This is a genomic window from Natronosalvus caseinilyticus (assembly GCF_017357105.1).
GTDB lineage: Archaea > Halobacteriota > Halobacteria > Halobacteriales > Natrialbaceae > Natronosalvus > Natronosalvus caseinilyticus.
The window spans coordinates 671,585-692,856 of record NZ_CP071596.1 but is presented as its reverse complement, the minus strand read 5'-3'; the positions used below and the strand labels follow the sequence as shown (position 1 = coordinate 692,856).

At 65.7% G+C, this 21,272-nt stretch carries 20 protein-coding genes; 10 read left to right on the top strand and 10 right to left on the bottom strand.

Annotated features, from left to right (window positions below):
• Positions 1-6 precede the first annotated feature (6 nt).
• Together rnhB and J1N60_RS03340 are read right to left on the bottom strand one after the other, a co-directional pair.
• Positions 7-669, bottom strand: coding sequence for a ribonuclease HII (gene rnhB / locus J1N60_RS03345; RefSeq protein ID WP_312910696.1), 663 nt, complete (start codon positions 667-669; stop codon positions 7-9).
• Between the two features lie 25 nt (positions 670-694).
• The gene (locus tag J1N60_RS03340; protein ID WP_312910694.1) at positions 695-1,867 is read right to left on the bottom strand and encodes an ATPase domain-containing protein; all 1,173 of its coding nucleotides are present in this window, start codon (positions 1,865-1,867) and stop codon (positions 695-697) included.
• A gap of 110 nt (positions 1,868-1,977) precedes the next feature.
• Here J1N60_RS03340 and J1N60_RS03335 point away from each other — a divergent pair, with 110 nt between their 5' ends.
• The 3 genes from J1N60_RS03335 to J1N60_RS03325 all read left to right on the top strand — a co-directional run bounded on the left by J1N60_RS03335 (position 1,978) and on the right by J1N60_RS03325 (position 5,815).
• Positions 1,978-2,442: a hypothetical protein gene (locus tag J1N60_RS03335; protein WP_312910692.1), complete on the top strand. Its 465-nt coding sequence runs from the start codon at positions 1,978-1,980 to the stop codon at positions 2,440-2,442.
• Positions 2,443-2,617: 175 nt separating this feature from the next.
• Positions 2,618-3,964: a tryptophanase gene (locus tag J1N60_RS03330; protein WP_312910690.1), complete on the top strand. Its 1,347-nt coding sequence runs from the start codon at positions 2,618-2,620 to the stop codon at positions 3,962-3,964.
• Between the two features lie 516 nt (positions 3,965-4,480).
• Positions 4,481-5,815: an outer membrane protein assembly factor BamB family protein gene (locus J1N60_RS03325; RefSeq protein ID WP_312910688.1), complete on the top strand. Its 1,335-nt coding sequence runs from the start codon at positions 4,481-4,483 to the stop codon at positions 5,813-5,815.
• 60 nt (positions 5,816-5,875) lie between these two features.
• Here the strand turns inward: J1N60_RS03325 and J1N60_RS03320 are convergent, their stop codons facing one another.
• Together J1N60_RS03320 and J1N60_RS03315 are read right to left on the bottom strand one after the other, a co-directional pair.
• Positions 5,876-6,241 carry a hypothetical protein gene (locus J1N60_RS03320; protein ID WP_312910687.1) on the bottom strand — a complete coding sequence of 122 codons (366 nt, stop codon included), beginning with the start codon at positions 6,239-6,241 and terminating at the stop codon, positions 5,876-5,878.
• A gap of 197 nt (positions 6,242-6,438) precedes the next feature.
• Positions 6,439-6,882 carry a GNAT family N-acetyltransferase gene (locus tag J1N60_RS03315; RefSeq protein ID WP_312910686.1) on the bottom strand — a complete coding sequence of 148 codons (444 nt, stop codon included), beginning with the start codon at positions 6,880-6,882 and terminating at the stop codon, positions 6,439-6,441.
• Between the two features lie 182 nt (positions 6,883-7,064).
• Here J1N60_RS03315 and J1N60_RS03310 point away from each other — a divergent pair, with 182 nt between their 5' ends.
• The gene (locus J1N60_RS03310; RefSeq protein WP_312910685.1) at positions 7,065-9,242 is read left to right on the top strand and encodes a CARDB domain-containing protein; all 2,178 of its coding nucleotides are present in this window, start codon (positions 7,065-7,067) and stop codon (positions 9,240-9,242) included.
• Between the two features lie 31 nt (positions 9,243-9,273).
• Here J1N60_RS03310 and J1N60_RS03305 read toward each other — a convergent pair whose 3' ends face one another.
• A complete protein-coding gene (locus J1N60_RS03305; RefSeq protein WP_312910684.1) occupies positions 9,274-9,597 on the bottom strand; it encodes a DUF7521 family protein in 324 nt (107 codons plus the stop codon).
• A 1-nt stretch (position 9,598) separates the two neighbouring features.
• Positions 9,599-9,961, bottom strand: a complete 363-nt coding sequence (locus tag J1N60_RS03300) for a helix-turn-helix domain-containing protein (protein ID WP_312910682.1) — start codon at positions 9,959-9,961, stop codon at positions 9,599-9,601.
• Between the two features lie 105 nt (positions 9,962-10,066).
• On the opposite strand from J1N60_RS03300, the gene J1N60_RS03295 reads away from it, so the two are divergent.
• A complete protein-coding gene (locus J1N60_RS03295) occupies positions 10,067-10,450 on the top strand; it encodes a hypothetical protein (RefSeq protein ID WP_312910680.1) in 384 nt (127 codons plus the stop codon).
• Between the two features lie 22 nt (positions 10,451-10,472).
• Here J1N60_RS03295 and J1N60_RS03290 read toward each other — a convergent pair whose 3' ends face one another.
• On the bottom strand, positions 10,473-11,462 hold the full coding sequence (locus J1N60_RS03290) for a YeiH family protein (RefSeq protein ID WP_312910678.1): 990 nt from the start codon (positions 11,460-11,462) through the stop codon (positions 10,473-10,475).
• Positions 11,456-11,596, bottom strand: coding sequence for a hypothetical protein (locus J1N60_RS03285; RefSeq protein WP_312910676.1), 141 nt, complete (start codon positions 11,594-11,596; stop codon positions 11,456-11,458). The genes J1N60_RS03290 and J1N60_RS03285 overlap by 7 nt, the downstream gene beginning before the upstream one ends.
• Before the next feature lie 269 nt (positions 11,597-11,865).
• Between J1N60_RS03285 and J1N60_RS03280 the strand changes: the two genes are divergently transcribed.
• Positions 11,866-13,839 (top strand): aconitate hydratase, encoded by a 1,974-nt coding sequence (locus J1N60_RS03280; RefSeq protein ID WP_312910674.1) that lies wholly within the window; start codon positions 11,866-11,868, stop codon positions 13,837-13,839.
• Positions 13,840-13,949: 110 nt separating this feature from the next.
• Here J1N60_RS03280 and J1N60_RS03275 read toward each other — a convergent pair whose 3' ends face one another.
• Together J1N60_RS03275 and J1N60_RS03270 are read right to left on the bottom strand one after the other, a co-directional pair.
• Positions 13,950-14,381, bottom strand: a complete 432-nt coding sequence (locus tag J1N60_RS03275) for a hypothetical protein (RefSeq protein ID WP_312910672.1) — start codon at positions 14,379-14,381, stop codon at positions 13,950-13,952.
• A 901-nt stretch (positions 14,382-15,282) separates the two neighbouring features.
• Positions 15,283-15,843, bottom strand: a complete 561-nt coding sequence (locus J1N60_RS03270) for a flavodoxin domain-containing protein (RefSeq protein ID WP_312910670.1) — start codon at positions 15,841-15,843, stop codon at positions 15,283-15,285.
• 445 nt (positions 15,844-16,288) lie between these two features.
• Here J1N60_RS03270 and J1N60_RS03265 point away from each other — a divergent pair, with 445 nt between their 5' ends.
• Genes J1N60_RS03265 through J1N60_RS03250 form a run of 4 tightly spaced genes read left to right on the top strand, consistent with a single transcriptional unit; the run spans position 16,289 to position 21,251 of the window.
• Positions 16,289-17,398, top strand: a complete 1,110-nt coding sequence (locus J1N60_RS03265; protein WP_425499321.1) for a BMP family lipoprotein — start codon at positions 16,289-16,291, stop codon at positions 17,396-17,398.
• 54 nt (positions 17,399-17,452) lie between these two features.
• Positions 17,453-19,033 (top strand): ABC transporter ATP-binding protein, encoded by a 1,581-nt coding sequence (locus J1N60_RS03260; protein WP_312910666.1) that lies wholly within the window; start codon positions 17,453-17,455, stop codon positions 19,031-19,033.
• Positions 19,030-20,163 carry an ABC transporter permease gene (locus tag J1N60_RS03255; RefSeq protein WP_312910665.1) on the top strand — a complete coding sequence of 378 codons (1,134 nt, stop codon included), beginning with the start codon at positions 19,030-19,032 and terminating at the stop codon, positions 20,161-20,163. The genes J1N60_RS03260 and J1N60_RS03255 overlap by 4 nt, the downstream gene beginning before the upstream one ends.
• Positions 20,160-21,251: an ABC transporter permease gene (locus J1N60_RS03250; RefSeq protein WP_312910663.1), complete on the top strand. Its 1,092-nt coding sequence runs from the start codon at positions 20,160-20,162 to the stop codon at positions 21,249-21,251. The genes J1N60_RS03255 and J1N60_RS03250 overlap by 4 nt, the downstream gene beginning before the upstream one ends.
• Positions 21,252-21,272: the final 21 nt, after the last annotated feature.

Sequence of the window (21,272 nt, the reverse complement as noted above, 5' to 3'; positions counted from 1 at the left end):
GATATATCAAAATTGCTCGAGGCCCGTCTGTTCGGCGTCGGCGAGCACGTCGGCGCAGGTCGACCACGACGCGCGGGCGAACGGCGGCAATTCATCGTATCTCGCGACGTACTCCTCGAGAAACGCCCGCGTGGTCGGGTCGGAGGGGTAGCCGCTGCCGACCTCGCCGTACTCGTCGGCGATAGCGGCGACGTGGGCGTCGCGGGCGACCTTGGCGACGATGCTCGCGGCCCCGACGAGCAGGTCGTCGTCGTCGGCGCCGTGGGTCGCCTCGATCGTGGTCTCGAGGGTGCAGGCATCGGTGACCCGGCGGGCGAAGCGGTCTGCGTCGGTGTCGCACGCGTCGCAGTGGGCCGTCGTCGATTTCGGAAGGGGTTCGTCACACCCGGAAGCGGCCCCCTCGAGCGCGCTCGCGTGAGCCTTGACGGTCAGGCCGTTCATGTCGGTGTCGGGGGCGTCGATACGGTCAGTGGAAATTTCGGCGACGCCGACCCGAAGTCGAGCGTCCGCGCGGATGTTCTCGGCCAGGGTCTCCCGTCGCCCCGGCGAGAGGCGCTTGGAGTCGGCGACGCCGTCGGGGAGGGCGTCTCGAGTCGGGGCCCAGACCGCGGCGGCGAACATGGACCCGAAGACGGGGCCTTTGCCGGCTTCGTCGACACCAAAGGGCATTGGCGGAGGGTTTCGGCTGGAGCAGTTAGCTGTTCCGTTCCTCGACGTGGGGCTCGTCGATGCGTTCGCCTCCATCGACGTCGTCTCGAGGGTCGTTCGTCCCGCCCGTCTCGTCGTTTGTCCCACTCGCTTTGTCGGCGCCCTTCCCGCTCGTTTTCTCGGCGTCTGCCCCTTCCCCACCCTCGCCCTCACCGTTGCCGTCCTGCCCTCCACCACCGTCACCGCGCTCACCCTCGAGTTCCTCGAGCGGATCGAAGGTCACCATACCGAGCCCGCTCGTGTACTCGTAGGTGTGCCACTCGCTGATCGCGAGGACGCCCCGGAGCTTGCGCACCCGGAGTCGACGAAAGAGTGTGTCCTCGACGATCGAGTTGTCGAGTGCGAGGTCGATCACGCCGTCGACGGCGTACGCGAGGTTCCGGGGGAAGACCTCCTCGCCGCCCGCGACCGTTCCCCCGGCGATCAGCGGCACGAACCGGCCCTTGCAGACCTCGGCGCGGGCGTCCCGGACGAAGTCGTAGGCTTGGACGGGCTGGACGAGCGAGGCGAACTCCGCGATGGAGTCGACGACGACCAGCCCCGTCTCGATCATTTCGAGGTCCTCGAGGCCGTTGTCGAGGACGTTCAGTACCTCGTGGGCGTCGCTCGGATCGCGGACGGTGGCCGTCTGGGGCTCGACGACGCGCCGCAGGTGTGTGTTCCACTCGGTCATCCGGTCGTGGAGGCGCTCGGGGTCGTCCATCCTGGAGGTGAAGCAGTCGAGGACGCGAAGTTGGCCGGACTCGAGGTAGGGGAGGACGTTCCAGTCCATCGCGAGGAAGTTCTCGACGACCGACGTGGGCGGTTCGGTGAACGCCACCACGATTGCCGGTTCGCCGCGCTCGAGCGCGCGCCAGACCAGTTCGGCCTGGATGGCCTCCTCGCGCGTCCCGGAGTTGCCCACCAGGAGGACGAACGAGTTGCGCGGGAGTCCCTGCGGGAGGCTCGCCTCGAGGGCGGCGACGCCCGTCTCGAGCGTTCGGTGTCCCGCCTCGCGTCGGGACCCGTCTTCGTTCTCCCGAAAAGCGTCGCGGCAGGCGCGCGAGCAGAAGACCCGGTCCGGGTCCGCTCCCTCGTCGTCTTCGGTAACCGGCTCGAGCGGGCACGCGTGTCCACAGAACGCACAGCGAGTGTCGTCCGTCGCCGACGCGTCGTTCATGCGGTGCGTTTTGCCTCCCTGGCACAAGAAAGTGGCCGCGTCGACGGTGAGGAACGGTGGTGTCCGTGGCTCGTCGGATTTATATTCGTGCGTGGCATTGACAAACAGTAATGAACGTACGGGATGCCCTCGAGGCCGATGCCGACGCGATTGCCTCCATCGCCGACGCTCCGACTGACGTGGCCCGGAACCTCGTCCACGACCGGACGGTGCGCGTGGCCGAGGACGGTACTCACGACCCGAACGCCGACGTCCCACCTGCGGACGGCGCGAACGACGCGGACGCCTCGCAGTACGGGAAGTCCGATCCCGAGGACCTCCTCGGGTTCGTCAGTTTCGACGCCCAGGGCGACACCGTCCACGTCACCCAGATCGACGGCACCGAGGCCGCCTGCGAGCGCCTGCTGGCCGAACCCGTTCGCTTCGCCGAGTGTGAGGGAATGGCCGTCGAAGTACTCGTCCCGGACGGCCACGGGGCGGTCGAAGATGCCGCCGAGGAACTCGGCTTCGGCGACACCGGGTCGGGCCCCCGGTTCGACGGCGCGCGGACGATCCGGTATCGCCTCGAGCCCTGAGCGCGGGCCTACTTTGGCTCGACTGGTCGACGTCTCGAGCGTGCCGACCACGCTACCTCCCGCGACGACGGGACGTGCTTCGAAGCCCCAATTCGTCGCCCGGTGTACGGTCGGGGCGGATAACCCCCAGAAACCCGCAGATGCATTGAACTACCGCCGCGCCCGAGAACGGGATATGGTACACTACAAGTCGACGATGGTCGAACCGATCGACCTCCCTTCTCGCGGCGAGCGCGAACGCGCCCTCGAGGACGCGGGCTACAACGTCTTCAACCTCGACGCCGAGGACGTCTTCATCGACCTGCTGACCGACAGCGGCACGGGAACGATGAGCGAGGACCAGTGGGCGGCCCTGATCCGGGGCGACGAGTCCTACGCCGGCTCGAAGAGCTTCCGACGGCTCGAGGCGGCCGTCGAGGAGGTCATGGGCTTTCCCCACGTCGTCCCGGCCCACCAGGGGCGCGGGGCCGAGAACGTCCTCTATGGAACCCTGCTCGAGGAGGGTGACGTCGCCCTGAACAACACCCACTTCGACACGACGCGGGCACACGTCGCCAACCAGGGCGCCGACCCGGTCGACTGCCCGGTCGAGGTGGCGACCGACCCCGGGGCCCCTGGAGACTTCAAGGGCGACTTCTCGCTCGAGCGCGGCCGCGAGGTCGTCGAGGAGGTGGGCGCCGACCGCGTCCCCGTGGTCATCCAGACGATCACGAACAACTCGGCGGCGGGTCAGCCGGTGAGCGTCGAGAACACCCGCCGGGTCGCCGAGTTCGCCGACGAGATCGACGCCACGTTCGTCGTCGACGCCTGTCGCTTCGCCGAGAACGCCTACTTCGTCGTCGAGCGCGAAGCTGAGTTCGCCGAGGCGTCGGTCGCAGAGGTCGCCCGCGAGCAGCTGGGCTACGCCGACGCGCTGGTCATGAGCGGCAAGAAAGACGGCCTCGCGAACGTCGGCGGGTTCGTCGCCACGCAGGACGAGGCGCTGGCCGACCGCTGCAAACAGCGGGCGATCCTCTACGAGGGCTTCCCGACCTACGGCGGCATGGCCGGTCGAGACATGGAGGCCCTGGCGGTCGGCCTCCGGGAAGCCGTCGAGGAGGCTTACGTGGCCGACCGCGTCGGGAGCATTCGGACACTCGCGAGCCTGCTCGAGGATCGCGACGTCCCCGTCTACACGCCGACCGGCGGCCACGCGGTCTACCTCGACGCCGAGGCCGTCTTCCCGCACCTCGAGTCGAGCGACTTCCCTGGACAGGTGCTGGTCTGTGAACTCTACCGCGAGGGAGGCGTTCGCGGCGTCGAACTCGGGAGCTTCGCGTTCCCCGGCACCGACCGCCCGGAACTCGTCCGGCTGGCGGTCCCTCGCCGGACCTACCACCGCGAGCACTTCGAACACGTCGCCGACGCTGCGGCGGCCGTCCTCGAGCGCGCCGACGAGGCAACGGGGCTCGAGATCAAGCGCGAACCCGAGGTGCCCGAACTGCGCCACTTCACGGCCGAACTCGAGCCGGTTTCGAGATAGCTCCGCGGTCGCGGCCGCTTTTCCGCTCCTCGAGGGAGTTGCTAGTCGCTCTCCCCCGAGCGCTCGAGCCCCGCTCGAGAAGAAAGTCTAAACGAAAAGCAGCGCGAGTTCCCTGCCCCACCGTGGGCGGGGGTGAAGCGCGTCCGCTCGGCTGCGTCCCCGTTTTTAAGTATCGGAACGCCGTACTGTTGATTGGAACCCACGTTATCGGCCTCGCAAAACCCGCGCACCCATTTCGGGGTAAGACGCAGTGCGCCGGGCCTGTGTCGCGCCCTCGTGAAGGGGCGGACGCCCACGGACACACCCGCCACGGCAGCAACAGACGACCTCTGTTGCAGTGGCACTCCCAGTGTGTTCGGGTGTTACTGGTTCTACGCGAGTCTCGCCAGAGACGAGCGCGGGCGGAATTAAATTCGCCACCGGTCGTTCCGCTGGCCTCGTGCCAGAGACCATGGCGAAGCCACGGGCCACCGCGCCCGTGGTACTTCACGCCACTCGCGTAAGACTGCTGTCGTAATGTACGACCTCTCCCGACGACGTGTCCTCCGACTCGGCGGCGCGAGTCTCGCGTCGTCGACCGCGGGTTGTCTCGACCAGTCGGAATCCGACGACTCGACGCCGAACGCCGGTAATAGTGACGGCAACGACAACGGCAACGCCCCCGAAGACGACCCCCTGATCGAGTCCATCGACAATCCACTCGAGGCGACCTACCCCAATGGCGTTACCCAGTTTCGGGGTTCGCTCGAGAACTGGGGATACCGTCCCCAGGAAACGATCCCCGACGCGGTCGAGCAGGCCTGGCGCCTCCCGGAGGTAAACACCGGCGATCACAGCGCGGCGAAAGCGAGCGCGACGCCGACGCCAGACGGCGGTCTCGTGATGCCAGGCGACACCGGCGTCGTCACGGCGCTCACCGCCGATGGCGAGGTGCTGTGGGAAGCCGACACCGAGACGGACGGCAACGGCATCCACGGGACGGCCGTCGTCACCGCAGATACCGTCTTCATCGGTGCTTACGACGGCGTCCTCTACGCGTTCGACCTCGAAACCGGCGACGAGGTGTGGGCCGAGAAGCTGGGCGGGTCGATCGGCTCGAGTCCGATCTTCGACGGCGAGCGCGTCTTCGTGGCCGTCGAGTACCCCGATCCCGAGGGCAGCATGTTCGCCGTCGACCCCGACACCGGCGAGGTGCTGTGGGAGGACGCCGAGCGCCGGCCCACCGACCACCCCCACTCGACGCCCGCGATCGATCCCGACGCGGGGCGACTGGTCGTCGGCGCCAACGACGGCGTGCTCTACGGCTGGTCGTACCCGGACCTGGAACTCGAGTGGACGTTCGAGACCGACCCCGACAACGGCACCGACGGCGAGATCAAAGGGCCGGTCGCCACCTACGACGGCGGGGCCTACTTCGGCTCGTGGGACCAGCGCATCTACCGGGTCGACCTCGAGGACGGCACCGAGGACTGGTCGGTCGAGACAGGCGGGCTCTCGATGACGGGCCCAGGGGTCGATCCGAGCCTCGGAGTCGTCTTCGCGGGGAGTCACGACGGCAACCTCTACGCGCTCGACGCCGCCACCGGCGAGGAGTACTGGCGATTCGGAACCGACGACCCGCTCACCGGGTGCCCGACGGTGTGTGCCGACCGGGTGGTCTTCGGCTCGAAGGACCGGACGCTGTACGCCGTCGAGAAACAGACCGGCGAGGAAATCTGGCACGTCGACCACGACGGCATCGTCACGAGCACGCCGCTGGTCGCCGACGGCGCCATCTACTACGCCGAGCGGGCGCCCGCTCCCGAGGACGGCGAGACTGACGGGGGTGCCTACAAGCTCGTCGAAGCCTGACAACGAAGACGAGAGGTGCGACGGTTCGAGTCGATTCGACGCTTCTACGGGCCTACGAACCTACGAGCGAACGAATCCCGTCGCTCGATCCCGCAGCGAGGGTTCGGGTTCCGGCTCCGACTCGCCGCCGAGTCGTTTCTTGGCCATCGACGCGAAGTCGGTGCCGCTCCCGTCGCCCTCGAGCGCCTGGAGGAGCACGTCTGGGACGGACTCGCGCAGTTCCTGTTGTTTCTGCTCTCTGAGGCTGCCGTACTTGCGCAGTGCGAGTCCGACGCCGAGGAACAGGGCGGCGTCGAGCAGTTCGCGTTTGAAGCGCCGCTTGTCGTTGCGGACCGCCAGCGCTTTCAGCAGCGAGATGGCACCGATCCCGAGGTAGAGCATCGAGCTCCGCTTCGGATTGCCGGTGAGGAGTTGTCTGGAGTTCATGCCGGGGCCACCTACCACACTCGCCGGTATAAAATGTGAGCATGATCGCTATCACTGACAGGCGGGCGTGTCAGCCATCACACTCGAGGATCGGCTTTCCCGCCGGAAGGTATCCGATAACGGTGATCGAGGGCGGAGTTGTCGGCTACACTCCGCCCGGATTGATCGTCATCGAAGTCGCAATGAACCTGGATCCTTCAGCCGTCAGTCCGTGCCCCCGCGCCTCGTTTCACTCCACGATACCGCCCCTCCGCGATCGACTCGACGTCGAAGCCGAGCGACTCGTAAAACGGCCGTACGTCCGCGTCGAAGTTCGCCGTCAGCGCCCCCGCCCGCTCGAGCGCCGCCTCGAGCAGGTCAGTTCCGATGCCGCGGCCGCGGTGGCGGCGATGGACGGCGATTGCCGCGACGTGTGCCCCCTTCGTTTCGCCTCGAACCGGCGCCTCGAGGACGACTGCGCCGAGGATTCGTCGCGTCTCGCCGGTGGCACCAGGTCGAGGCCGCGGTTCCGTCGCGACCAGCACCGAACCGTCGTCGATCCGGGACTCGACGTCGCCGACCTCGAGCAATGCGCCGTCGACGAGTCGACGGACGGCCAGGGCGTCGTCCGGCGTCGCCCGTCGGACGCGGCGATCGGTCACGGAGGCCCCTCCGACTCGCTACCCGTTCGGACGGTGGCTGGTCGCTCGTACACGGTGCCAGTTATGTTCTCGGGAACGAAAACGGTCCGGCTTTCGTCGACGGACTGCCAGGACGTCAGCTTTCATCGATGGACCGTCAGGAAGCCAGAACAGTCTTGCTCGCGCGGGAGAGAAGGAGACGTGTGACACGCCGGTTCGTCGCTGCCCTCCTGATCGTGGTCGTCCTCGGAAGCGTACCCGCGAGCGCTGGCGCGGGGGCGTTCGCCGCCAGCCCGGCGTCCGCTTCGCCGTCTCCATCGCTCGAGAGTCATGTCGCGAACGTGGACGGTTCGGGGCTCGAGGCGTCAGACAACGGGCCGGATGCAGTTCCGTCGGGTTCGCTCGCAGCAGGCGCGACTGACGTCGACGGGTTGACTGCAGCGGGTGCGACTGACGTCGACTTGAACGCGGCCGCGAACGCCATCCCGGCCTCGGATGCCGAACCCGACCTGATTCGCGAATCCGTCGTCCTCCACCAGCGACCTGACCGCCCTGGCGAGTTCGAGGCGGTCGTCACCTACGACGTACCGGAACCAGTGACCCGGCTCACGGTGACGCCCGGGTCCGAGGCGACCGTCCTCGAGACGAGCGAGTTCGAGGAGACCGACGACGGCGCCTACCGGTGGGCCGAGAGCGACCACGAGGGGCGTTCACCCCAACTCACGCTCAGGCTCCCGGCGAACCGGACGGATGTCGGCCGCCACGGCCACGATGGAAGCGGCTACACGTTCGTCGAAACCGGCGAGTGGGGCATCGTCGCGACGCCCCAGCTCCAGTTGCGCTGGCGCGAGCGCTCGAGCGTCGACGTCCACCGCGAGGTCGCCGTCGACGGCGAGGGGGTCGCCGGGAAACACGTCGCGTTCTTCGGACCGCACGAAGTTCACGAGACGACCGCCGGAAGCGAGACCATCCGCCTGGTCGTGCCCGAGGCCGCCGACCTCGAAGAATCGCCCGGCGACGTGCTTGAGGCGCTCGCTCACGCCAGCGAACGACTCGGCGTCGGAAACCACCACAGCGAAGTGATGATCGTCGCCGCCCCCACGGGGTCGGTGGAGTGGGGCGCCAACGGCATCCAGTACGGCGAGCGGGACGCCTGGGTGCGCGACGACGCCCGCCTCGACGTGGCGGGCAGCGTCTGGCTCCACGAGTACGTCCACACCCGCCAGCGGTTCGCCCGCTCGAACCTGGACCGGGCCAGCGGCTGGCTCGTCGAGGCCCAGGCGGAGTACTACGCCAGCCTGCTCACCTACGAGCGCGGCGACCTCGACTACCTGACGTTCCGACGCTCGCTCGGCGAGGGCCGGGACTCGCCCTATGCCGAGGGCGTCCTTACGGACCCTACCACCTGGCAGGACCCGCTCACCGACTACGTCAAGGGTCCGCTCGTCTACGGCGCAATCGACCGCCAGCTGCGCCTCGAGAGCGACGGCGAGTCGACCATGGAGGACGTCTTTCGGGCACAGAACCAGGGCGAGACGGCCACGTTCGAGGACTGGCTCGCGGACCTCGAGGACCGCGGCGGGAGCGACGTTCGCGAGTTCGCCGAGACCTACGCGCGAACGGCGTCGGCCCCCGACACCTGGAACCGATTCGAACACGCCGACGCGTTCGACCAGCCGACGCCGGTGATGGCGTACGGACTCGCAGACGGCGAGGGGGTCGAACTCGAGGGCCTCCGCGAAACGACTACCGACGGCGTTCCCCGGACGCTCGTCGTGGGCGAGACGGTCACGTTCCCGGTCGCGGTCGACAACCGCGGTGATCGAGAGGGGCCCTACCGGGCAACCGTCCTGGTCGACGACGCCATTGCGTCCGAAGCGACCGGCCGCCTCGAGCCCGGCGAGGCGACCGTCGAACGGCTGTCGTGGACGCCCGAAACGGCCGGTCGATACGCGCTCCACGTCGGCGACGAGCCGTTCGTCGTGGACGTCGTCGACCCCGCCGAACTCACGGTGACGGCCCTCGAGGCCAACCCCGACCGGGTCGAACGCGGGGAGTCGATTACGGTGACGGCGACGGTCGAGAACGAGCAGTCTCGAGTCGGGCGAACGACCGTCGAAATCCGCACCGTCGACGGCGTCGTCGCCGAGGAGACCGTCACCCTCGGTCCGGGCGAGTCGACGACCGTCGAGACGACGCTGTCGTTCGAGGACCGCGGGCGCCACGAGATCGGGGCCGGCGACCAGCGGGTGACGGTAACCGTCGAGTCCGGGATCGAGTCGCGGGTTTCGGAGGGGGCAGAGTCAGTTCCAGGATTCGGCGTTAGTGCGGCGATCGTCGCCGTCGCTCTGGCGCTCGTTCTCGGACGGCGCTCTCGGTAGGGCGGCCTCGAGTTCACCTTCATCCTCACTCTCAGGTCGGCATCCACAGCGCGTAGAGGATCGCCAGCAGGCCCGCTACCTGGCTCGACTGTGAGGCGACGACGACGGCGGATTGGGGGATTCCCGGAATCGCGGCGTACAGGACGAAGAGACAGAACGGCACGGCGAGCACGAGGACGAATCCGAGCGCGAGAAACAGCATCGGTCGACTGTCGTTGCGTCGGTAGCCACGGTAGGCCTGGTAGGCGATGAACACGCCGATGAGCACGCTCACGACCTGCGTCACCTGCTGGAACGCGATCACCCAGTCCGGTGGCATCGCCGGATCCCACAGCTGGAGTGGCTGGAACGCCATCTCACATCCCCTCGATCAGCCGCGTGAATCGGTCCGCGGGGTCCTCGCGGCGGTCGACCCGTAACTCGAGGTGTCCGTCGCACAGTTCGACCGTGAGTCGTTCGAAGTTCGTCGCGTACATGGTTCGGTGGTGGCCGCGTTCGGGGTCCGGTTTCGTCCGCTCGACGAGCAGGTCGCACTCGCGAAGGTCCTCGAGGCGACGGTAGATCGTGGGTTCAGAGACTCCACACCGTTCGCTCAGGGTTCTCGCCGACAGTGGTTCCTGGCTCGTCTCGGTGAGGATGGTCCGTGCTGTCGGGTCTTCGAGCACGGTCGCCAGCCGCTCGATGTCGGCGTCAGCCGCGACGTCCGCATCCTCACTCACGATGGTCTCATTTCGACCCCACACCCGTATAGCATTTCCCACGACTGCAGGGTTTGAAGCCGTGCTCGAGTCGTTTTACTGGTCCCGGCCGTCTCGAGAGGCGCCATGGTCACGACTACCCCTGGCCGACCGGATGGCTCGAACCTCGAACGCTCGCGACCGCTCTCGCTCGGTGGTCTCGTGATCGTCCTCGCGAGCGTCGCGTTGAGCGCCGTCTCGTACGGACGCCTCGCGGGCACCGTCCGAATTCGGTGGACGATCGGCACCTACTACGGACCCGAACACGCGCCGACGCTGGCAGTCCTGGTCGCATTTCCCGTGGGGCTGATCGGGCTGTACGCCGGCGCTCGGTGGCTCCGATCCTGGCTGGTGCACCGGGGAGCGATCGACGAGTTCGACGAGTTCCGGCTCGTCTACGACGCCTGCGCGCTGGCGACCCTCGGCGTGATCGTCGCGTGCCAGCTCGTCCTCGTGGTCCTGAACCTCTAGCTCGAGTGCTCGCCGTCACGCGTCACAGCACCGCAAGGGCGACCGCGAGCGACACCACGCTCGCGACCACCACTGCGGCGATTACGACGAGTGCGGGAGCGATGCCAGCTCGCCTGAGGTCCGCCACCCGGATCTCCGTCCCGAGGCCGACGAACGCGAGCAAGAACAGCCAGTCGACCGCGTTCGCGAGCGATTCCTGCTGGGCCGGCGAGAAGACGCCCGCGCTCGAGAGCGCGACCAGCGCGAGAAAGCCCAGCACGAACTTCGGGACGTTCGACCACAGCAGCCGCAGGGACGTCGATTCGCCGGCGTCTCGACGAGCGTAGTAGCTCGCGTAGCCGACCGCGACGACGCCGATGAGGGCATTGCGGGCGAGTTTCGTCATCGTCGCCCACTGCCCGGCGGTCTCCGAGTGAGCGAACCCGACGGCGACTACCGGGCCGGTCGAGAGCATGCTGACGCCAGCCCAGACGCCGAAGACCTGTCCGGAGAGATCGAGCACGGAACCGACGACCGGGTAGACGACGAGCGTGATCGCGTCGACCAGCAACACGGTGCCCGCCGCGTAGGCGATCTGGGTCTCTCGAGCACGGATCCCGCCGCCGACGGCGACGACGGCTGAGACGCCACAGATTCCGGCACCCGCCGCGAGCAACGATCCGAAGCGCTCGGAAAGGCCGCCAACGGTTCGAGCAATCGCCTCGACGGTGAGGAGAGTGAGCGTCACCGTCGCGACCAGCAACAAGAGAACCGTCACCCCCGTCTCGAGGATCGACTCAAGGGTCACCGACGCGCCGAGTAACACGATTCCCGCGGCGAGCCAGATCTTGTGCGTTGCCAGTCCTGGACGAAGTTGTTCGGGAACGCCGACACCGTTTGCCAGCACGGCCCCGAGGGCGATGGCGAGGAGCAACTCGTTCGGGCCCGCGAGCGTCGAGAGACCGCGGGCGAGCACCGCTCCGAGACAGAGGGCGAGCAAACCGGGAAGCGTTCTGGCGGCGGCCGCTACCATGCGACGTCCACGCCGAAACCGCCGACGAGGGCGACGATCGCCAGGCCGACGACAACACCTTGCCAGTCGGTATCGAGTGCGGTCCAGCGATCGACCGTCCCCTCGAGCAGTCTCCCGACTCGCTCGCCGTTCATGCCAGTGGCTGATTTACCCGAGGTTGTATAGCTACTGGTTCCTGTCGTAGATCGCGGCAATTATTGCTGTCCCCCGCTCGACGCCGTCGGATACACATTTGGAAGGAATATGTACACGAACTCGAGTACCGGTTTCTCGTCACTGTCTCGAACGCATACCTGTGGACGCAATTATTGCAGAATGAACCGTTTTACAACCACATTTTGGACGCTCACCCACTCGGAAACACGCTGGATTTATCAGGCAGGATAGCCCAGTTTGGGATGCTATGGGACAGACGCTTACCGAGAAAATTCTCGACGACCACCTCGTCGAGGGCAATCTCGAGACCGGCGAGGAGATCGGGATCGAGATCGACCAGGTGCTGACACAGGACACGACCGGCACGATGGTCTGGCTCCAGTTCGAGGCGATGGGCCTCGACGAAGTGCAGACCGAACTGGCCGCCCAGTACTGTGACCACCAGACTTACCAGTTCGACTTCAAGAACACTGACGACCACCGCTTCCTGCGATCTGCAGCCGGCACCTACGGGGCCCACTTCTCTCGCCCCGGCAACGGCATCTGCCACAACGTCCACCGCGAGAACTTCGCCGCGCCCGGCAAGACCCTGCTCGGCTCGGACAGCCACACCCCGACGCCGGGTGGACTGGGCGAACTCGCCATCGGCGCTGGCGGGATCGACATCACCGTCGCGATGGGCGGCGCCCCCTACTACATCGAGATGCCCGAGGTCGTCAACGTCCGCCTCGAGGGCGAACTCCCCGAGTGGGCCACCGCGAAAGACGTCATCCTCGAGATGCTCCGTCGCCTCACCGTCAAAGGCGGCGTCGGCAAGATCCTCGAGTACACCGGTCCTGGCGCCGAGAGCCTCAGTGCTCCCGAGCGCATGACCATCACCAACATGGGGACGGAACTCGGCGCAACGAGCTCGATCTTCCCGACCGACGAGCAGACCGAGGACTACCTCGAGCGCGTCGGTCGCGGCGACGAGTACGTCGAGCTCCAGCCCGACGACGACGCCGAGTACGACGACGAAATCGTCGTCGACCTCTCGGATCTCGAACCCCTGATCGCCAAACCGTCGATGCCCGACAAGGTCGTGCCCGTCAGTGAGGTCGCGGGCACCGACGTCGATCAGGTCATCGTCGGCTCCTGTACCAACGGCGCCTTCGAGGACATCCTCCCCGCAGCGAAGATGCTCGAGGGCCGCGAGGTCAACAAGACGACCGAGATGATCGTCGCCCCCGGCTCGAAGCAGGCTTCCGAACTGCTGGCCCGCCAGGGATGGGTCGCCGAGATGATGGCCGCCGGCGTCAACTTCTCCGAAGCCACGTGTGGCGCGTGTATCGGCATCGGTCACGTGCCCGCCTCTGACTCGGTGAGCCTGCGGACGTTCAACCGCAACTTCGAGGGTCGCTCGGGCATCGAAGACGACAACGTCTACCTCTGCTCCCCGGAGGTCGCCGCCGCCGCGGCGCTCAAAGGCGAAATCGTCGACCCGCGCGACCTGGCAGAGGAACTCGGGGACCTCGAGGATCCTGGCTTCGAACTCGCCGAGGAGTACAACGCCTCGAAAGCCGACCTCATCAGCCCGGACGAAGCCGTCGACGACGAACTCGTCAAAGGGCCCAACATCGGCGACGTCCCGCTCAAGGACCCCCTCGAGGCCGAACTCGAGGGTCCGGCGCTGCTGAAGATGGAGGACAACATCACGACCGACCACATCATCCCCGCAACCCAGGACATCCTGATGTACCGGTCGAACGTCCCCAAACTCTCCGAATTCACGCTCAGCCGCGTTGACGACACCTTCGCCCAGCGCGCGCTCGAGTCCGACGGCGGCTTCCTCGTCGCCGGCGAGAACTACGGGCAGGGTTCCTCCCGCGAGCACGCGGCCCTGTGTCCGATGTATCTGGGCGTGGAGGGCGTCCTGGCCCAGAGCTTCGCCCGGATCCACCGCGCGAACCTCTTCAACTTCGGCCTGCTCCCGCTGACCATCGACGAGGAGACCTACGACGCCATCGAGCAGGGCGACGACATCGAGATCGTCGAGGACGTATCCGAGGCCGTCTCGAGCGGCGCCGAGGAGTTCACCGTTCGCGTTAACGGTGAGGAGGAGTTCACCGCCACGCTGGACGCCTCCGAGCGCGAGCGCGACATCCTCGCTGCCGGCGGCAAACTCGCCTGGACGAAGGCCCAGGCCGAGGACGGCTCCGGGGCGGCGCCGGCTGACGACTGAGGAACCGCGACTGCCGTCGCTGTCGCCGACATCTTCTCTCTTTCATCGCTCGAACAGCCTCGGCTCGATCGAGGTCGCTCGACCTTCGCGGTCTCGACTCGCTTCTCGAGCTACTCGTCTTTCCACCCTTCGGCTCGCTCGCGCCACCGTCGCTGTTGCTCGCGCTCGGTGACGTGTCCCTGGCCGTCGGCGAGTTCGTCCCGGACGGTCGCCTCGAAGTCGGTCAGCTCTCGCAGGAACCCGTCGGAGAACTCCTCGATCAGCTCGTAGGTCCACCGGTCGCCGATCGAGCCGGCGGGGAGGTACTCGTCCCTGAGGTCGTTCGCCCAGGTCTCGTGGTCTGCCTCCCGGAGACGGTCCTCGGCGTCGGCCACCTGATCCATCGCGTGGCCAACCTCGTGGTGACACTCGAGCAGGGCGCCGTAGCCCCGGTGGAGATGCTCGACGGCAAGCTGGAGGTCGTGGAGGGCGTCTTTTTCGGCGTCGCTCAACTGGAGACCGGCCGTCGTCGAGTCATCCGTGTTCTCGGCGTCTGGATCCATACGTGCTCGACACCGGATGGCCGAAAAAATGTTTTTGGGTGCCAGATCGTCATGCTCAGAGATTCCCTTTCTCGACTCAGACGTTGTACCACAGTATCGCCGCTCAGAGCCAATCGAAAGTCTCGGTGCCCTTCAAAGTGCGTTTTATATCTTCATAATCGGGGGAGGCATCCGGAAGAGTAGTACAATCCTGATTCGGGAGGCCAATTATGAAAATCGTCGAGGGGAGTGTGCATGAGAAGGTTCTCCTTTGAGGACGTGGCTCACGCTCCAATCTCCAAATATGGGCCTTTCGAGACTGCTTGGGCGTATCTGCCTGTCTCGAAGTGGGTGCTTAGAGTGGACAGTGAGCGTAGTCGGTCTCGTGGTCGGCACTCGCTACGTCGAACTAATCTCGAGCAGCCAGACAGGCCTAACCGGCACGAGAGCCTCTCTAGGGCGCTTTTTCTCTCTTACAGGGCGTCGCGCCTTTTTCGGCTATTTCGGTGTTGTCTCCCCTCTCAAAACCGATAGCAGAGAACCGATTATGAACTTTCAGACAGTCCGCTGAGGCCCCATTCGTTCGTCTCGTGTGGACGAACGCGATCCCCGCAGAGAAGGCTCTAAACCTCCAAATTCGACTTCGAGATTCCAACCCGAGGCTATCTTCGTCTCCCTTTCCTTATGAGGGGCTACCAACATAGAAACCGCAATACGGAAACCGATTATGAACATTCGAGCATACGATTTGCCACCGCTTTTTCGGATCTCTCTCCATTCCTTTTCTCCTCTCTTATGACGCCTTACAGTGGCTAACCGCTATCTCGAGCATCCTCCCGACTACTCAACCACATCTTCCTAGTTCCGACCCCCCAACTCACGTTCCTACGTTCTTCCGGATACTGTGTCTGACTATGAAGGGTTACTGGGCGCTCGAGCTATGATCGTCCACCACCGTCGCGAACTCCCGCACAAACGCCTCGAGGTCGTCCCAGTCGGTGTACTCGTGGTCTCGGCTGGTGTCGGTCGCCAGCCCCTCCTTGCCGGCGATGCGACGCACGATGAAGCGCGTAAGCAGTCCGTAATCGCGGTACTTCAGCGCGCCGGCGACGACGTGGGTTCGCGTCGGCGACCAGCCCGTTTCCTCGAGAAATCCCTCGACGTACGCCTCGGTCGTCCGGTCGGCATCTGTATCCCCGGTCGCCGCCGTCAGGCTCACCGAGACGAACGCCGAGGGGACGCGCTCGAGTGCGTCCAGGTTCTCGCGAACGAACGACACGGCGTCTGGCTGGTGGTCGCCCATGTGGACGGATGCGGCGACGACGACCCCGTCGTAGCGCCCGATATCGATCTCTGGTGGCGGGTGTTTCGTGCTGATCACGAGCGGATCGTGACCGGCGTCGGCGAGCACGTCACCAATCCGATCGGCGATGGCCGCCGTCTGTCCCTCGCTCGAGCCGTAGGCGACGAGGATGCGTCCCATCAGCAATCACCGTGTTGCTCGTCGAGAGTCGGGAGCGGGAGTGCGTGTCTCGGCGAACGGTGGGGTCGTGTACGCGTAGTCATCAGGAAAGCCACCACATCGATCCCTATCAAGCCACCAGTGGTGTTCCACGCCTGAATCGGTGGGCGAAATCGATAGCGTTCGTCCGGTTTCACGCGTCAGTCGACGCCTGGAGGGACTAGCGGAACTCACCTGACGATCGTTCGGTCCGCTGAAGGTACTACTCTCCAGTCTGTATTTGCCGACCCGACCACAACTGTACGTGCCGACCAGTCACTCTAACGTATATTATAGTAATTAGATAAATAAGGATACAGAATATAAAATACAACCTGAATTCCGGCCTATACAGCTCTTTTAACGGCAAGAGTGACCTGTTGGGTCTAAATGATTTTATAGTAGGAGTCCCATATCTGGTAGTGACATGTTTTCCAGAACTGGTGGACGTGATGGGTCTGGAGAGTCGCGCAATAGAACCGTACCGGTCGATCGGCGTTCCGTCCTTCGATCGGGTGCAGTCGTCGGTGGGATGGCCCTCGCCGGGTGTATCGGCGGAAACGGCGGAAGCGACGCCGAGTACCAGATGACCATCATCTCGAGCCCGGCGGGCTTCGACGACCAGGCGTTCAACGACAATGCGCTCGAGGGGCTGGAGGAGGCAGCCGACGAGTGGGACATTAGCGTCAATACGATCGAAGAGACCAACCAGGGCGAGTACGGCCAGCGCCAGGCTGACGCCGCCGAATCCGAGCCAGATCTGATCGTCCTGGTCGCCGACCAGCACACCGAACCGCTCCAGGAGAACGCCCAGGAGTACCCGGACGTGAACTGGATGCTCATCAACAACGTCGTCGAGGCAGAGAACGTCTCGGGGTGGATCGAGATGAACAACGAAATGTCGTTCCTCGCCGGTGTCGGTGCCGGGACGCTGACCCAGGAGGAGATCGAACACGAGGGGAGTTCGACCAATCCGGACGAGAGCGTCGTCGGCTTCGTCGGTGGCGAAGAAATCCCGCTGATTGAGGCGTTCGAGGTCTCGTACGAACAGGGCATCCACTGGGTCGACGACAGTATCGAGGTGCTCACCGGCTACGGCGGCAGCTTCAACGACCCGTCGGGGGTCAACGATCAGGCCACCTCACAGATCGAGAGCGGGGCCGACATCGTCTGGCACGCGGCCTCGGCCGCCGGTGAAGGGGCGTTCCAGGCCGCCGAAGACAACGGCCGATTCGCCCTCGGCGTCGACAGCGACCAGTCGGTTTCGTTCGACAGCTACCAGGACGTGATCCTCGGATCGGCCATCAAGGCGCTCAACGAGGCCACCTACACGGTCGCAGAAGCCGTCGTCAACGACGACTGGGAGAGCGTGCAGGGCGAACAAAACCTCTCGACCGAAGGTGGACAGATCGACTGGGTGACCGGACAGGCGTTCGAAGACAGCATGCCCGACTCCCTCGACCAGAACATCGAGGACGCAAAGCAGGCCATCATCGACGGCGAGATCGACTTCGAGTGCGGGCCGACTGGATGCTAGTCGACGAGAGGACCGTGCAGTCAGGTTTTCCGTTCTCACGTCTTTGACCACTTCATGACTTCGCACACGCACAACCCACTACCGGCCGTCCGCCTGGAGGGGATCACGAAACGGTTCGGCGACGTCGTCGCCAACGATAGCGTCGACTTCACGCTAGAGGCCGGCTCGATTCACGCCCTTCTCGGCGAAAACGGCTCCGGGAAGACGACGCTGATGAGCGTCCTCTACGGGCTCTACGATCAGGACGAGGGGGCAATCTTCGTTGACAGCGAGGAACGGACGATCGACACGCCTCGTGACGCTATGGACGCGGGGATCGGCATGATCCACCAGCACTTCCAGCTGGTCGAACCGATGACCGTCCTCCAGAACGTCATCCTCGGCCACGAACCCGTCGAGAACGGCTTCGTCGACGAGGAGGCCGCACGAGAGTCGATCGAGGACATCAGCGACCGGTACGGATTCGAGGTCGCCGACCACCTCGACACCCCGATCCAGGACCTCGACCTCGGAACGAGACAGCGCGTCGAAATCGTCAAGAGCCTCTACCGGGGCGCGGACGTCCTCATCCTGGACGAACCGACGGCCGTCCTCACGCCACAGGAGGTCGACGGGCTGATGGCCGTCATGGAAGACCTCAGAGCGGACGGTCGCTCGCTCATCTTCATCTCGCACAAACTCGACGAGGTCATGGAAATCGCCGACGAGATCACCGTTCTCCGCGACGGGAAGGCGGTCGGCACCGTTCCCGCGTCGGAAACCTCCGAACAGGAGCTGGCCCAGATGATGGTCGGCCGCGAGGTACTGTTCGATCGTCAGCCTCGCGAGACCGAACCAGGCTCGCCGCTCCTCGAGGTCGAGGAGGTGCGAGTCACGGGCGACCGCGGGCTCGAGAAGGTCTCCGGGGTCGACCTCAAGGTCCGAGAGGGCGAGATCCTCGGCATCGCTGGCGTGCAGGGAAACGGCCAGACCGAGTTAGTCGAGGCCCTCACCGGACTCCGGACGCCCGATTCGGGGGCGGTCCGCTTTGATGGCGACGACATCACCACGCTGTCGCGACGCGACCGCATCGAGGCGGGCATCGCCTACATTCCCGAGGACCGCCACGCCGAGGGGCTGGTGATGGACTACGACCTGGTCCGCAACGGGCTGCTCGGGAATCAGACCATCGAGCCGTTCGCGAAAAGCGGGTTCATCGACTGGGCGCACGTCCGTGACCACACCGAGGAGATCATCTCGGAGTTCGACGTCCAACCGCCCGACGCCGACGCCAGAGCGGCGTCGCTGTCCGGCGGAAACCAGCAGAAGTTCATCGTCGGTCGAGAGGTCGGTCACGACCCGTCGCTGTTGATCGCCTCGCATCCGACCCGGGGCGTCGACATCGGCTCGATCGAGTTCATCCACAACCGGCTGATCGAACTCAGAGACGAGGGGCTGGCGATCGTCCTCGTCTCGTCGAAACTCGAGGAGATCCAGAAGCTCTCTGATCGGACCGCGGTCATGTACGAGGGGTCGTTCATCGACACCGTCGATCCGGCCGCAGTCACCGAGGAGGACCTCGGTCTCCTGATGGCGGGCCATCGCCTCGCCGAGCAAGACGAGCTGTCAGAGCCCGATAGCGAGGTTCAGCCATGAGCTCGGCCGACCAAAGCGGCCCCCGTTCGATGGCGGATCGCGTCGCCGGTCGACTCCTCGAGGCGACGGTCCTGGAACGCCTTGGAATCGCGCTCGCGTCGGTCACGACGGCGATTCTCATCGGTCTGGTGCTGGTGGCCGCCGCCGGGTACAATCCGATACTCTTCCTGAACAACCTGATCGTCGGCGCGCTCGGCAGCGAGCGCATCCTGGCGCGAACGTTGCGGCTCTCGACGTTCTTCATCCTGACGGGCGTCGCCGTGGCGATCGCGTTCAGAGCCGGCGTGTTCAACATCGGCGTACAGGGACAGTTCGTCGTCGGCGGCCTGTTCTGCACCGTGTCGATCCTCTGGACGGCCCCGTTCTTGCCGACCGGGACCGTCGGTGGAATCGGCCTGATGCTCATTGGGACGGTCGCCGCCGCCGTCGGCGGTGGCCTCTACGGGGCGCTTCCCGGCGTGTTGAAGGCGTACGCCGACGCGAACGAGATCATCACGACGATCATGCTAAACTTCATCGCGATCGGCGTCGTTAGCTGGCTGCTCACGAACCCGCTCCGGGCGGAGGGCTCGACGAACGTGCAAACCGAGCGGCTCCCGGATTACGTCGGCCTCCCACCGATCGTCTTCGGCGATTCGTCGTTCTCGATAATCGGCCTCCTGTTGACGCTCGCGCTCGTCGCGGTCGTCGCCATCGCGATGACGCGGACGGGGATCGGGTACGACATGGTGACCAGCGGCTACCAGGCCGGGGCGGCGGTGTACTCCGGCGTCGATGCGAAACGGACGATCGTCGCGACGATGACGTTCTCCGGGGCCGTCGCCGGTCTCGCGAGCGCGGTCTACGTCATCATGTTCCAGGGGCGGTTCATCGAACCGGCCAGCATCCACACCTACGGCTACGACGCGATCGCCGTCAGCCTGCTCGCCGCGAACAATCCGCTCGGGGTCGTGCCGGCCGGGCTGTTGTTCGGCGGCCTCAACTCCTCGAGTTCGTACATTCAGACCTACAGCGACGTGCCCGTCCAGTTGATCGACGGCATCGTCGGCATCGTCATCGTCTTCGTGGCCGCGCCGGAGCTGTTCCGAATGGCGGCCAAACGAGCCGGTCTCGGTGGTGAGGACCGATGAGCGGCCTCGACAGCCTCGAGTACGCTCGTCACCCTGGCGTCCGACTCGTCGGCCTCGTGCTCGCCGTGCTGGCAGCCCTCGGGGTCGTCGGGGCCGTCGTCTTCGACGTTCCGCTCGCCGAGGTGCTGTCCGACGGCCTCGAGACCCTCGCCAGCGTCGTGACGCCCGGCTACGTCGCCCGATCGATGGAGATGGCCGCCCCCATCACGCTCGCCGCGATCGGCGGGCTGTACGCCGAGAAGAGCGGCGTGTTCAACATCGGGCTCGAGGGGTTCATGATCTTCGGCGCCTTCTTCGCCGCCGCCGCGACGTACTTCGTTGGCGCCGGCGGGGCCGTCCACGCCTGGGTCGGGATCGGCATTTCGGTCCTGCTCACGATGGGACTGGCCGTCCTCTTCGCCGTGTTGTTGATCCGATACAAGGCGGACCAGATCGTGGCCGGACTGGGGGTCTGGTTCATCGGCCTCGGTCTCGTCCCGTTCACGGCGGCCGTCATCTGGGGGAGCAGAAACAGTCCGCGTCTCCCCGGCGTCGGGCGGTTGACGGTTCCGGTACTCAGCGAGATTCCCTTCCTCGGTCGAGTCGTCTTCGACCAGTCGCCGCTGGTCTGGCTCACCGTCCTCATCGTGGTCGGGGCGTGGATCTTCCTCTACCGCACGCAGTACGGGTACTGGATCCAGGCAGCCGGCGAGAATCCGGAGGCGCTCGACACCGCCGGTATCGACGTCAACCGCGTGCGTTACGCGACGGTAATCTTCTCCGGTGGACTGGCCGGCCTCGGCGGCGCGGTGCTTCTCGCGCACAGTTCGTCGTTCGTCGGGACCGGCCAGACGATGGTCGACGGTCGCGGCTGGCTCGGCATCGTCGCCTACCTGTTCGGCAACTACAACCCGCTCGGAGCGGCGGCCGCCGCCCTCCTCTTCGGCGGCGTCGACATGCTGCAAGGCCAGTTCCAGACGCTCAACATCGAGGCTTCTTCGAAGCTGCTGGGGCTGCTTCCGTACGTGGTCGTCATCGTGGTCCTCACGGGCTGGGGAAAGACGCAGGTTCCCTCGTCCGTCGGCGAACCCTACGAGTCCGAGGAGTGACCGCGTGACGACGGCTGACGA